Source organism: Rhizobium leucaenae USDA 9039 (assembly GCF_000426285.1).
Classification (GTDB): Bacteria; Pseudomonadota; Alphaproteobacteria; order Rhizobiales; family Rhizobiaceae; genus Rhizobium; species Rhizobium leucaenae.
This window is the reverse complement of record NZ_AUFB01000007.1, coordinates 126,581-139,555: the sequence shown is the minus strand read 5'-3', so window position 1 is coordinate 139,555 and position 12,975 is coordinate 126,581. Positions and strand designations below refer to the sequence as shown.

Annotated in this window: 13 protein-coding genes; 8 read left to right on the top strand and 5 right to left on the bottom strand. The window is 60.4% G+C overall.

Annotated elements, in window-relative coordinates; translation table 11 throughout:
* Positions 1 to 13: 13 nt before the first annotated feature.
* A complete protein-coding gene (serB, locus tag K290_RS0113040) occupies positions 14 to 904 on the bottom strand; it encodes a phosphoserine phosphatase SerB (RefSeq protein ID WP_028752338.1) in 891 nt (296 codons plus the stop codon).
* Between serB and miaA the strand changes: the two genes are divergently transcribed.
* Complete coding sequence (miaA, locus tag K290_RS0113035; protein WP_028752337.1) at positions 903 to 1,799, top strand: tRNA (adenosine(37)-N6)-dimethylallyltransferase MiaA; 897 nt, start codon at positions 903 to 905, stop codon at positions 1,797 to 1,799. The two genes, serB and miaA, sit on opposite strands and share 2 nt — an antisense overlap.
* Positions 1,800 to 1,805: 6 nt before the next feature.
* On the opposite strand, the gene K290_RS0113030 is transcribed toward miaA, so the two are convergent.
* Positions 1,806 to 3,854 carry an ATP-binding protein gene (locus tag K290_RS0113030; RefSeq protein WP_028752336.1) on the bottom strand — a complete coding sequence of 683 codons (2,049 nt, stop codon included), beginning with the start codon at positions 3,852 to 3,854 and terminating at the stop codon, positions 1,806 to 1,808.
* A 327-nt stretch (positions 3,855 to 4,181) separates the two neighbouring features.
* On the opposite strand from K290_RS0113030, the gene K290_RS0113025 reads away from it, so the two are divergent.
* The 3 genes from K290_RS0113025 to K290_RS0113015 all read left to right on the top strand — a co-directional run bounded on the left by K290_RS0113025 (position 4,182) and on the right by K290_RS0113015 (position 7,791).
* Positions 4,182 to 5,975 (top strand): acetolactate synthase 3 large subunit, encoded by a 1,794-nt coding sequence (locus tag K290_RS0113025; RefSeq protein ID WP_028752335.1) that lies wholly within the window; start codon positions 4,182 to 4,184, stop codon positions 5,973 to 5,975.
* Between the two features lie 114 nt (positions 5,976 to 6,089).
* Entirely contained in the window at positions 6,090 to 6,662 is a 573-nt protein-coding gene (gene ilvN / locus K290_RS0113020; RefSeq protein WP_028752334.1) for an acetolactate synthase small subunit, read from the top strand.
* Between the two features lie 55 nt (positions 6,663 to 6,717).
* On the top strand, positions 6,718 to 7,791 hold the full coding sequence (locus tag K290_RS0113015; RefSeq protein WP_245276528.1) for a capsular polysaccharide export protein, LipB/KpsS family: 1,074 nt from the start codon (positions 6,718 to 6,720) through the stop codon (positions 7,789 to 7,791).
* Here the strand turns inward: K290_RS0113015 and K290_RS0113010 are convergent.
* Positions 7,788 to 8,633 carry an aldo/keto reductase gene (locus K290_RS0113010; RefSeq protein ID WP_028752332.1) on the bottom strand — a complete coding sequence of 282 codons (846 nt, stop codon included), beginning with the start codon at positions 8,631 to 8,633 and terminating at the stop codon, positions 7,788 to 7,790. The genes K290_RS0113015 and K290_RS0113010 overlap by 4 nt on opposite strands.
* Before the next feature lie 205 nt (positions 8,634 to 8,838).
* Here K290_RS0113010 and K290_RS0113005 point away from each other — a divergent pair, with 205 nt between their 5' ends.
* Positions 8,839 to 9,432 carry a LysE family translocator gene (locus tag K290_RS0113005; protein ID WP_028752331.1) on the top strand — a complete coding sequence of 198 codons (594 nt, stop codon included), beginning with the start codon at positions 8,839 to 8,841 and terminating at the stop codon, positions 9,430 to 9,432.
* Here K290_RS0113005 and K290_RS0113000 read toward each other — a convergent pair.
* Both K290_RS0113000 and K290_RS0112995 read right to left on the bottom strand, forming a co-directional pair.
* Positions 9,424 to 9,900 (bottom strand): DUF2269 family protein, encoded by a 477-nt coding sequence (locus tag K290_RS0113000; RefSeq protein ID WP_028752330.1) that lies wholly within the window; start codon positions 9,898 to 9,900, stop codon positions 9,424 to 9,426. The two genes, K290_RS0113005 and K290_RS0113000, sit on opposite strands and share 9 nt — an antisense overlap.
* A 2-nt stretch (positions 9,901 to 9,902) precedes the next feature.
* Positions 9,903 to 11,192: an SDR family oxidoreductase gene (locus tag K290_RS0112995; protein ID WP_028752329.1), complete on the bottom strand. Its 1,290-nt coding sequence runs from the start codon at positions 11,190 to 11,192 to the stop codon at positions 9,903 to 9,905.
* Between the two features lie 137 nt (positions 11,193 to 11,329).
* On the opposite strand from K290_RS0112995, the gene nthA reads away from it, so the two are divergent.
* From nthA to K290_RS0112980, 3 genes are read left to right on the top strand one after another with little or no spacing between them, the layout of a single operon-like run.
* The gene (gene nthA / locus K290_RS0112990; protein WP_028752328.1) at positions 11,330 to 11,959 is read left to right on the top strand and encodes a nitrile hydratase subunit alpha; all 630 of its coding nucleotides are present in this window, start codon (positions 11,330 to 11,332) and stop codon (positions 11,957 to 11,959) included.
* Complete coding sequence (nthB, locus tag K290_RS0112985; protein WP_028752327.1) at positions 11,956 to 12,615, top strand: nitrile hydratase subunit beta; 660 nt, start codon at positions 11,956 to 11,958, stop codon at positions 12,613 to 12,615. The genes nthA and nthB overlap by 4 nt, the downstream gene beginning before the upstream one ends.
* Complete coding sequence (locus tag K290_RS0112980; protein ID WP_028752326.1) at positions 12,602 to 12,973, top strand: nitrile hydratase accessory protein; 372 nt, start codon at positions 12,602 to 12,604, stop codon at positions 12,971 to 12,973. Before nthB ends, K290_RS0112980 begins: the two co-directional genes overlap by 14 nt.
* The last annotated feature ends 2 nt before the right edge of the window (positions 12,974 to 12,975 follow it).

Below are 12,975 nucleotides of genomic sequence, written 5' to 3'. Positions count from 1 at the left end.
CAGCGTTTTGATGCTACGCCTTGACGAAATCAGTTTTCCGGTAGCCTTGAATGTAGAGCAGGGCGGTCAGGTCGCCGTGATCGATGCGTATCTTGGCTTGGGCGGCCACCGTTGGCTTGGCGTGCAGGGCGACGCCGGAGCCGGCGAGTTGCAGCATGCCGAGATCGTTGGCGCCGTCGCCGACGGCAATTGCGTCATCGATAGAGATGCCAAGCTTTTCGACAATCGTGTTGAGCGCGTCGACCTTCGCCTGCATGCCGAGAATGGGTTCGGCGACAAGGCCGGTCAGCACGCCGTTGTTTTCCAGCAGGACATTCGCGTGGTTCTCGTCAAAATCCAAGGCGGCCGCGATGCGGCTCGTAAAGTGGGTGAAGCCACCGGAGACGAGGGCGGCGTAGTAGCCTTTGGCTTTCATCGTGGCGATCAGCTCCGCCCCGCCGGGCGTAAGGGTAATGCGTTTGGCGATGACGTCGTCAACGACAGAGATCGGCAGGCCCTTCAGTAGGGCCACCCGCTCTCGTAACGCCGGCTCGAAGGCGATCTCGCCGTTCATGGCGCGGGCGGTGATGTCGGCGACCTTCTCCTTCAGTCCGACTTCGGCGGCCAGTTCGTCGATGCATTCCTGGCCTATCATCGTGGAATCCATGTCGGCGATCAGCAGTTTCTTTCGGCGTGTCTCGGCTTCCTGGATGGCCAGATCGATCGGCGCGCCGGCGATGACGGCGAGAATATTGGCTTCTGCGGCCTGCAGATCGGTGCCATCGCGCAGCGCAATGTCGCAGGCGATGCCGTCGGCCAGCCAATAGAGTCCCGCTGCCTGGACGGCGTCCGCCGCCTGTTCGGCAATTGCCGGGACGAGAACGGGGTTTGACGGATTGGCAATAAGCGTGGCAACGAAGGCCATGAGCAGAAACCTTATAAGCGATATCGACGCGATCCTGATAACCGGGCCGACCGCCAGCGGCAAGTCCGCGCTTGCGGTGGAATTGGCGCGCGAGCATGACGGTGTGGTCGTCAATACCGACAGCATGCAGGTCTACGACACGTTGCGCGTGCTGACGGCCCGGCCATCCGAGGAGGATATGCAGGGCATTCCGCACCATCTCTATGGCCATATACCGGCGGGGCAAGCCTATTCCACTGGCGTCTGGCTGCGCGAGGCGACCGCCTTGGTGGCGCAGTTGCGCGACGAGAAACGGATGCCCGTTTTTGTCGGCGGCACCGGGCTCTATTTCAAGGCTCTGACCGGCGGCCTTTCCGACATGCCGGATATTCCCGTTGATATTCGCAGCCGCTTGCGCGAGCGGCTGTTGACGGTAGGACCTGAGGCGCTGCATCAGGCGCTCGTCAATCGCGATCCAGCCGTAGCGGAAAGCCTTAATCCTCAGGATGGCCAGCGCATCGTACGTGCCTTGGAAGTGATCGAGGCGACGGGACAATCCATCGCCACATTTCAGGGCAGGACCGGTCCCGTCATTATCGATGCCGATCGTGCGCGAAAGATCGTCGTGCTGCCGGATCGCGCGACCTTGCATCAGCGGATCAACGGCCGCTTCGAGAAGATGCTCGCCATGGGTGCTGAAGATGAAGTGCGGGCTCTGTTGGCTTTGAAGCTGCCGGAAGAGATGCCCGTCATGAAGGCGATCGGCGTATCGCAGATCGCTGCGATGCTGCGGGGCGAGATGACGCGTGGGGAAGTTATCGAGACCGGCGCTGCCGCGACGCGGCAATATGCCAAGCGGCAGATGACTTGGTTTCGCAATCAGATGGACGAAAGCTGGGAGCGCATCAGTCCGTAGTCCGCGTCAATCCTTGTTATAGAGGCTGCTCAGCGGCTTCTTGAGAATACTGTCGCGCAAGGACAGGCCGCCTTCGCGTCGCACAGACGGCGAAAGCTCGTTCGCCGATGCGGACTGACCGCTTGCATTGTCGCCACCGCGGAATTCGCGGCGCAGTTCGGCCAGCCGGCTATCGATTGACGTCTGGGGAGCAGCGCCAAATGCTGAGGCCGCTGTCGTGCGTGGCAGCATGTCGGGCCGATAGGGCTCTATCGGCGGCGCTTCAATTCGCACCGATTGCGGCTCGGGTTTTGGGGCAGGCTGCCCGACATCCTCGTCGTTAATATCCTCGTCGATATCTTTAACCGCATCGCTCGAGACCCTGTAGCTCTGCTGAAAGGCAGAGATATCGGGACCGGAGATCGAGCGCATGCGGCTGACGATGGTGCGCAAGTCGACCGTATCGGGTGACTCCTCGCTCGTTCTTGCAATGCTGCCGCTGGCCTTCGGCAGCAGGTGTTCTTCGACGCGGGAAAAGCGCATGCGCATGGGGACGGCAATCGCTTCACCGAAGGCAATGGCTTCGCCGTTGCCGATCGAAGACAGGAAGCTCGTGGTCGAAATCGAGGAATTGGGGATTGCTGATCGTATGATGTCCTGGTCGCGGTCGTTAGCGAGGCGCATGGCGAACAACGTCGAGCATTGCGACAGGATCGTCTGGTCGAGTTCGCCCGGTCGCTGCGTGATGATGCCGAGCGACACGCCGTATTTGCGGCCCTCCTTGGCGATGCGGGCGATTGCCTGGCGCGTCGGAAAGAAACCGAGATTCGGGTCGGCGGGGATATAGCGGTGCGCCTCTTCGCAGACGACCAGCATATGGATCGCGCCCTCGCTCCAAAGCGCGAGCTCGAAGGCCATGCGGCAGAGGACCGAGGCGACGGAGTTGACAACCTCGGAGGGAATGCCGGCGAGCTGGAAGGTGCAGATCGGTCTGTCGTCGCCAGGAATACGAAAGATCTGCGCGATCGTCTCCATGATCGTGTCGCTGATCGTGTTGTTGGAGAACATGAAATGATAACGGGGATCATTAATCGCGGAGATGACGCGCATCTTTAGGGAACGCAGGTGCGGTTTTTCCTGCCGGCCTTCGAGCCGGCCGATGCGCTCGTCGATCAGGGCCAGCAGATCGGCCATGCGGTAGGGAACCGGCGTATCTGCCGTCACCGAGCTTTTTTCCGTTTGGCGGCGCATCAGCGGCGAGTCGCTGCCGCGAAAGGCACGTTTTGCCTCCGGAATAATGTCGCGCAGCATGTCCAATTCGTCGGGGATCGGCGTCCGGCCGCGGAAGACGACCTCGGCGAATTCATCGAGCCGCATCAGCCAGAAAGGCAGGTCGAGCGTATCGGTATCGACGACGACGGAATGTTTGGGAAAGGCGGCGGCGAACTCATTGTGCGGGTCTAGGATCAGCACACGCAGTTTGGGATCGGAGACAATCGCCTTGTGCAGCAGCAACGAGACGGCGGTCGATTTGCCGACGCCGGTGGAGCCGACCACGGCGAAATGCTTGGCCAGCATCGATGGAATATGGATGGCGGCGTCGATGCTCTCATCCTGCGTCAGCTTGCCGATGACGCAACTGCTGTCCTTGCCGGCATCGAAAATGCGCATGAGATCGGCAGCGCGGATGCGATGGGCGATAGCGCCGAGATAGGGATAGGCCGAGATGCCGCTGGAAAACTCCTCGCGGCCGTTTGCTCCGACGCGGACTTCGCCCAGCAGTTCCACTTCGATGCGGAAAAGATTGTCCTCTCCTTCGCCCCAGCCTGTATTGCCGGTGTTCATGGAGTAGACGAGGGCGGCAACGCGATTGGCCCCGACGCTGATGGAGATCAGTTTGCCGACGGACCAAAGCTCAGTGAGATCGGTGCCACCTTCCTCGGCGACCGCGGCGATGGTTGCCCTGGAACCACTGCACGCGACAACGCGGCCGAGGAAGCGATTTCCCGGCTTCAAATTGTCGCGACGATCAAGGTCCCCAGCTTTGCCGGACGTCTGCAAATCATTATTGAGCAAACGGCTACTCCCAGCGTTAAGGCCTGGAGCATAGGGAGGCTGGCTTAACAAAACCCTTTCGCGCCGCTCGACATTTTAAGGGGATCGCGAAAGGCCGCGATTTTTTATTGCTGAATGCGTTGACGCTTGGAAATTTTCTGTCTATCACTTCCGCCCATGAAAAACTCGACGGCTCTTATCGTGGTGGGAAAGCGCATGGGCAGGATGGTGTAACCATCCGGCGATAGCCACCCATGCGCTAGACGACAGGCTCCCCAGGAGCCTTTTTTTATGCCCGAAATCGAGATTTCACTTTTCCAAACCCTCAGCAGATAGCGGAACAAACGTATGACCGGCAAAGATAATCAGGCGAGCGGCACTCAGATGACAGGCGCGGAGATCGTGCTGCAGGCGCTCAGGGACAATGGCGTCGAACACATCTTCGGTTATCCGGGCGGCGCGGTTTTGCCGATCTACGACGAAATTTTCCAGCAGGATGATATCCAGCATATCCTCGTGCGCCACGAACAGGGCGCCGGCCATGCAGCGGAAGGTTATGCCCGCTCGACCGGCAAGGTCGGCGTCATGCTGGTTACCTCCGGTCCGGGCGCGACGAATGCCGTTACGCCGCTGCAGGACGCATTGATGGATTCGATCCCGCTGGTTTGCTTGAGCGGCCAGGTTCCGACATCACTCATCGGCTCGGACGCGTTCCAGGAATGCGACACTGTCGGCATCACGCGTCCCTGCACCAAGCACAATTGGCTGGTCAAGGATGTCAACAAGCTCGCCGCGGTCATTCATGAAGCTTTCCGCATTGCCCAGTCCGGCCGTCCGGGCCCGGTCGTCGTCGACATTCCGAAGGACGTTCAGTTCGCCACCGGCACCTACACGCCTCCGGAAGCGCATGATGTCCAGAAGAGCTATCAGCCGAAGGTTCAGGGTGATCTCAACAGGATCAAGCAGGCTATCGAACTGATGGCAAATGCGAAGCGTCCGATCATCTATTCCGGTGGCGGCGTCGTCAATTCCGGTCCGGAAGCCTCGAAACTGTTGCGCGAGCTTGTCGAGCTGACGGGCTTCCCGATCACCTCGACATTGATGGGCCTCGGCGCCTATCCGGCATCCGGCAAGAACTGGCTCGGAATGCTCGGCATGCACGGTTCTTACGAAGCCAACATGGCGATGCATGATTGCGATGTTATGGTCTGCATCGGCGCGCGCTTCGACGACCGCATTACCGGCCGCCTGAATGCCTTTTCGCCAAATTCGAAGAAGATCCACATCGACATCGATCCGTCTTCGATCAACAAGAACGTTCACGTCGATATCGGCATCCTCGGCGATGTTGGCAATGTTCTGGAAGATATGGTTCGCCTGTGGCGCGCTTTGCCGCACAAGCCGGCAACGGATCGTCTCGGCGATTGGTGGACGAATATCACGCGTTGGCGTGCACGCAACTCCTTCGCCTACAAGCCGCACGACGATGTCATCATGCCGCAATATGCGATCCAGCGTCTTTACGAGCTGACCAAGGATCGCGACACCTACATCACCACCGAAGTCGGTCAGCACCAGATGTGGGCGGCGCAGTTCTACGGCTTCGAGCAACCGAACCGCTGGATGACGTCGGGCGGTCTCGGCACCATGGGTTACGGCCTGCCAGCCGCTCTCGGCGTACAGATCGCCCATCCGGAAAGCCTGGTCATCGACATTGCCGGCGATGCCTCGATTCAGATGTGCATCCAGGAAATGTCGGCGGCGATCCAGCACGAGGCGCCGATCAAGATCTTCATCTTGAACAACCAATATATGGGCATGGTGCGCCAATGGCAGCAGTTGCTGCACGGCAACCGCTTGTCGCACTCCTATACAGAGGCAATGCCCGATTTCGTCAAGTTGGCGGAAGCCTATGGTGCCGTCGGCCTGCGCTGCGAAAAGCCCGGCGATCTCGATGCGGCGATCCAGGAAATGATCGATGTCAAGAAGCCGGTCATTTTCGATTGCCGCGTCGCCAATCTCGCCAACTGCTTCCCGATGATCCCCTCGGGCAAGGCCCATAACGAGATGCTGCTGCCGGATGAAGCCACCGACGAAGCCGTCGCCAATGCCATCGACGCCAAGGGCCGGCAGCTCGTTTGATCGGAAAGCCGGGACACGGTAGGATTGCCGTGTCCCCGGCCGGACCAATCACCATTCAAATCAGGATCGAGCTGGCATCCTGATCACAAGAACCGAGGAAACGGAACAAGGACAATGACCGCACACCTTCAACCCACGGGCTCCGCCTATTTCATCTCGCCGGAAACCGCGGCGGCCGAGAGCCATACGCTTTCGGTGCTGGTCGACAACGAGCCCGGCGTTCTCGCCCGTGTCATCGGCCTTTTCTCCGGCCGTGGCTACAACATCGAAAGCCTGACCGTTTCCGAAACCGAGCATCAGGCCCATCTGTCGCGCATCACCATCGTCACGCGCGGCACGCCGCAGGTGCTGGAGCAGATCAAGGCGCAGCTTGAACGCATCGTGCCGGTTCATCGCGTCGTCGACCTGACAGTGCGCGCCCGCGATCTCGGCCAGGAACGGCCGATCGAGCGCGAAGTGGCGCTGCTGAAGGTTACCGGAAACGGCGAAGCCCGCGCCGAAACGCTGCGGCTGGCTGATGCCTTCCATGCCAAGGTGGTGGATGCGACCGTCGAGCATTTCATTCTCGAAATCACCGGCAAGTCATCGAAGATCGATCAGTTCATCGCCATCATCAAGCCGCTCGGCCTGATCGAAGTCTGCCGCACCGGCATCGCTGCGATGAACCGCGGCCCGCAGGGAATGTGAGTAAGTCTGTCATTGATCAGCTTGCGAGCGTCGCGTAGCTTGCGCGGCGCTCTGGATGGATGATCGCGTCATCAATGGGGTCATATCGGTGGCGTTTTCTACCGTGGAGAGTTTGCCTGACATCGGCGAAAAGAGCTGGCATCCGCCTGTAGGTATGCGCCTCGGCGCCACCTTTTATGTCCGCAATGCTTTTCCTTGGCTCGGCCAATATTTCGGGTCGCAGAAAATCGCATCCACGCTATCGCCTGGCGTTGGCGGAGTGCTTTCCTGGGGCGGCCGCGCACCCGCAAAGACAGCGGCGGCGATCTCGCGGTTGCGGGGATTGCCACGCTGGAATCTCGAAGATGGTTTTCTGCGGTCGGTCGGCCTCGGCAAGGCCGGTGCAATCCCTCTTTCGATCGTGGTCGACGATCTCGGCCTGCCCGTGGACGTGAGCCGGCCGTCGCGTCTTGAGCGCCTGATCTCCAGCGCGGAAGATGCCGGAGAGCTGGGCAAGGCCATCCGCGAACAGATCGTCCGCAACAGGCTCTCCAAATACAATCATCTGCCGCATAGGGCACCCGTGATCGAGCGGACAATGAAGCGTCGCATCCTGCTGGTCGATCAGGTCGTCGGCGATATGTCGGTCGGCAAGGCGCTCGGTTCGCACGCCTCATTCGAGCGAATGCTTGCCGACGCTTTGGCAAGCGACGCTCAATGTCTGATCCGGACGCATCCGGATGTCATGGCCGGCCACCGCAAGGGATATCTGACGACGGAGGCCGCCGGCAAAGGTGGTGCGATATTTCTCGATGATGCCGTGTCGGTCGCGTCGATTCTTGATGTGGTGGATGAGGTCTGGACCGTCTCCAGTCAGTTCGGTTTCGATGCGCTGCTGCGCGGCATCCCGGTCCGTTGCTATGCGGCGCCGTTTTATGCCGGATGGGGGGTGACGGAAGATCAGTTCGGCGTCTACACGAAGGCCGTTCTCGCCGATAGACGAGCCGGGCGGCGGACCGTCGATCAAATCGCCGCGGCCGCCTTTTCGCTTTATCCGACGTATCGCGATCCGGCTGGCTGGCGGCAGATGGATGTTTTTCAAGCAATCAAGCTGATCGTCGCACAGCAGCGCGCTGATCCTCGCGGTTAGAGCATCTCCAGCGGCTTCTTGCGCGCCGGCGGCGGGAAGGAGGCGTCGAGGGTGGCCCAGTCCTCATCGGTGATATCGAGCGAGACGGCGTCGAGGTTTTCGGCAACGCGTTGCGGATTGGAGGTTTTGGGAATGGCGATAACGCCGTCGCGCTCCAGCAGAAAAGCGAGCGCAACCTGAGCCGGCGTTGCCTGATAGGTCTTGGCGATGTGGATCAGGTCCGGATGATGCGCGAGTCGACCCTGTTCGATCGGTGAATAGGCCATGATCGGAATGTTGCGCTCCTGACACCATGGTAGCAGATCGTATTCGACGCCGCGTCGGCCGAGATTGTAGAGCACTTGATTGGCGGCGACATTGCCGCCGTCGGGAACGGCCAGCAGTTCCTCCATATCGTCGACATCGAAGTTCGATACACCCCAAGCGCCGATCTTGCCTGCGGCTTTCAGGATTTCGAAGGCAGCCACGGTTTCCGCCAGCGGATACTCTCCGCGCCAATGCAGCAGATAAAGGTCGATGCGGTCGATTTTCATTCGCTTCAGGCTGCGGTCGCAAGCTTGGATAGTCCCTTTGCTGCTTGCGTTGTAAGGATAGACCTTGCTGACGACGAATACCTCGTCGCGACGCCCCTCGATCGCCTTGCCAACGATTTCCTCCGCGCCGCCTTCGCCATACATTTCGGCGGTGTCGATCAGCGTCATGCCAAGATCGAGCCCGGCCTTCAGGCTGGCGATCTCCTCGTTAGCGCGGGCAGCTTTTTCACCCATGTTCCATGTCCCCTGGCCGAGTGCGGGAACCGTGATGCCGGAGGGGAGAGTGACGGTAGGAATGGGGTCGCGCATGGCCTGTCCTCGCTGCTTGAGAGGCGAAGGATAAGGGCATTCATCGGGATTTCAATCACGCCATTCATGTCACTATGACAATCCTGTCATGGCATTCTATTCCAAGGCGAATTAGGGTCGCGCAGCATAGGCGCCGCTATGAGTGATGCGCATCGCGAGGAATGGACGCTTCGGCTGACCAAAGAGCGGCGTCCGGGGAGACTTTATGCCGCTGAACACATTTCTGGCTCTTCTGCTGTTTGCCTTCACGACATCGATCACGCCCGGGCCGAACAACATGATGCTGTTCGCATCGGGCGTGAATTTCGGTTTCCGCCGCACGATCCCGCATATGCTCGGCATCGGCGTGGGTTTTCTGTCGTTGTTGCTGGGCGTTGGTTTGGGGCTTGGAGCATTGCTGCATACGGTTCCGGTGCTCTATGCGGGCTTGAAATTCGCCGGCGGAACCTATCTCGTCTGGATCGCCTGGAAGATCGCGACGTCGCGCAGTCTCAGCGAGAAGGAAAGCGGTGTCGAGCCGATGAGTTTCCTGAGTGCCGCGGCCTTTCAATGGGTCAACCCGAAGGCCTGGGTCATGGCGGTCACGGCCATGGCGACCTACACCAATCCGCAGCTCTACCTGATCAGCGTGCTGCTCGTCGGCTTTGCCTTTGCAGCAGTCAACATTCCCAGCGTTTCGACATGGGCGGGTTTCGGCTCGGCCCTGCGCGACTGGCTTTCCGACCCTGTTCGCCTCAAATGGTTCAACATCACTATGGCAGTCCTGCTGGTGCTCAGCCTTTGGCCGATGTTAAAATAGCGACAGGGATGGCTTGTTGAGCATCAGCCAAAGGATGCCGATGACAGCGAAAAAGGCGGGGAAGCCGCAGGCAAACCACATGAAATAGAGGCGGTGGTAGGCCGCCGGCAGCGGCGTTTCGGTCGCGGATGCTGTCCGAGCGAGATTGCGCAGGCGGAGCTGTATCCAGACGACCGGCAGCCAGAAAACTCCGGTCAGCACGTAGAGCAGCAAGGACAGAGCGATCCATCCTTCTTCGAGCGACCAGCCGATCGATTGCGCAAGCAGATAGCCGGTCACCGGCTGTAGGATGACGGCCGTTGCCGTAAAGACCGTGTCGGCGATGACGACTGTGCCGGCAACATGTGCGATCAGCTTGGGATCGCCGGTGCGATGCGCCATCACCATGAAGAAGGCGATGCCTGCGCCGGTGCCGAAAAGCACGGTAGCGCCGATGACGTGCACGAGGCGAAGAAATTCCTCGGTCAGCATCAGCGCTCCTCCAACACCGCAAGCGTGGCAAATGTCAGCAGGATCGACGGGAGCACTTTGACGAATGGCCCGAGCGGATCGAGCCAAAGCGATGGTTCGAGGAATGTGCCGCCGGCAAGATAGCCGAGCGTAACGGCAAGCATTCCGAACAATGCCGACCGCGCGAAAGGCCGCACGAGAACAAATGCGCCGAGCGCTATATCGAGAAAACAGGTAATCAGGGTGAAGGCCATTGCCGAACCATCCGGCATAAAGGGCAGCAAGTGCCGGCTTGCGCCTGTCGGGGCCAGCATTGGGATGATGCCAGACAGTATCCAGAAGAGTGCCAGGCCAGAGATCATCAACGGCTTTAACAAATAGAGGCGGGCAAACCACAAATCCTGAACGCCGGAGGGATGGGTATTCAGCGTTTCGACGGCCGTCGCCAGGCGTTGACTTGGGAGGTGTTGTCCATCCCTTCGGCTGAGAACGCCTTCGGACATCACGGCCATCGCGGTCGATCGGAGCGGCGAGCGCCATCCGAGCTTGCCGGCGATATCGGCGGCCCAGGTCACCGGCCTTGCCAAGCCGGTCGGTATTGGCACGACCCGCGCCGGGGGGAGGCCGAGCCAGTTTCGATGAACAATGACGAGTTCGCCGAGCGTCGGTGCCCCACTGGCGGCAAGATCGATGTCGGTGCCCGACTGGAATTCGCCGGCAACCGCTGCCGAAACGAGTGTGGCGACATCATCGACCGAAACCGTTTCGACAGGGCTTTGTGCATGAATGAGAGGCAGGACGAAAGGCATGGCGGCAAGTGCACGTAGCAATGCCGTGCCGCCGTGGGCGTTGCGGCCAAGGACGAGCGCCGGCCTCAGGATAATATGGTTGAGATCGCTTGCCGCTAGCGCCTTGTCAGCATTGCGCTTTGTCGCGAGGAACGGCTGGTCTTGGCCCGCGCCTCCGGTGCGCGCGGAAATCTGCACGACGAGCTCGATTGCCGACTGCGCGGCTGCGGCATAGAGCGCCAGCATCGCTTTTTCCTGCGTGGCGATAAGATCGTCGGAAAGCCCATCTTGAAGGGCGCCGGCGCAGTTGATGACGATCTGATGGTGGCTCAGCATCGCATGCCAGTTTGATGGATCAGTCATTTCGGCCAGATCGGCATTGATCCAGTCAATCCAAGGGTGCTTTACGCGCGCCCGGTAAGGATTGCGAGCAAGGCCGGTGACGATATGCCCACCCCTGCGTAATCGCGCCGCGATCACAGAGCCGATGAAACCAGTTGCGCCTAGAATCAAAATCTTCATGCTGGGCAGACTAGCGAAACGCGCTGACAATGGCAGGGGGTCGCGGCATCTAATCCCGGTTGCAACCGGTGAAGAAGGCGCTTGGCGGCTCTGTGGCAAAGGCTTAGATTTGCGGCCTGTTCGAGGGGAGATACATCATGCACGATCATGACGACCACCATCACCATGATCACGACAACCACTATTCCGACATGCAGGCCCGCGTGAAGGCGCTGGAGACGCTGCTGACCGAAAAGGGCTTGATCGATCCGGCGGCGATCGATGTCATCGTCGAGACCTACGAGACCAAGGTAGGGCCGCGCAATGGGGCGCAGGTGGTGGCGAAAGCCTGGAGCGATCCGGAGTTTGCCGAATGGTTGAAGCGCGACGCGACGGCGGCGATCGCCAGCCTCGGTTTCACAGGGCGGCAGGGCGAGCATATGCGCGCGGTGTTCAATACGGCGGAGACGCACAACCTCATCGTTTGCACGCTCTGCTCCTGCTATCCCTGGTCCGTGCTCGGCCTGCCGCCGGTCTGGTACAAGGCGCCGGCCTATCGCTCCCGCGCTGTCATCGATCCACGCGGCGTATTGGCCGAATTCGGTCTGACGCTGCCTGAGGGGAAGACGATTCGCGTCTGGGATTCGACTGCAGAGCTGCGCTATCTCGTTATCCCGGAACGCCCTGATGGCACCGAGGGCATGAATGAGGCTGATCTTGCCGATCTCGTTAGCCGTGACGCGATGATTGGTACAGCAATCGCCAAGGCTCCGGAGGTGACGCTATGAACGGGCCGCACGATCTCGGCGGGCAGATGGGCTTCGGGCCGGTGGCGCCGGAACCGAACGAACCGGTCTTCCATGCGGAATGGGAAAAGCGGGCGCTCGGCATCACGCTCTCTTGCGGTGCCTTCGGCGCCTGGAGCATCGATGAAAGCCGGCATGCGCGCGAAAACATCCCTCCGGCCAAATATCTTGCCGCCAGCTATTATGAGATCTGGACGCGCGGGCTTGAGACGCTGCTGGAACGGCATGGTTTTGTAACGCACGAGGAGCTATTAACCGGCCATTCGTTGGGGGAGGGAGCGGCGCCGAAACGTGTGTTGAAGGCTGACATGGTTGCCGGTGCGCTTGCCAAGGGCGGCCCCTGTGATCGGCCGGTCGATGCCGCTCCGCTTTTTGCGGTCGGCGATCGCGTGCGGACGAAGAATATCAATCCGACGGGACATACGCGTGTGCCACGCTATGCGCGCGCCAAGGCGGGCGTGGTGGAGGCCGTGCAGGGCTCGTTCGTTTTCCCCGATGATAACGCCCATGGCAAGGGCGAGAATCCGCAATGGATCTACACGGTCGTTTTCAAGGCCCCGGAAATCTGGGGCGAGGGCGCCGATCCAACGCTTACCGTCTCCATCGATGCCTGGGAGAGTTACCTTGAGCGAGCGTGAAACAGCCTCGCTCCTGGCGCAATCGCCGCAACTGCCGAAGTCCGCGAATGGCGAGCCGGTCTTCCCCGAACCCTGGGCGGCGGAGGCTTTTGCAATGACCGTGCATTTGCACGAGAAGGGCTTGTTTAGTTGGGGCGAATGGGCGGAGCGGCTTTCTGCCGAGCTGCACAAGCCGGGCCGGGCTGAAGACGGCAGCGATTATTTCGACTGCTGGGTGGCGGCATTGTCCGGCCTGCTGGTCAGCCGCGGTATCGCCGACGCAGGCGCGATCCTCAACCTGCAGAGAAGCTGGCAGCGCGCGGCCGAAGCAACGCCGCATGGCAAACCGATCTTGCTGGAGAACGATCCGGAACGCTGAAA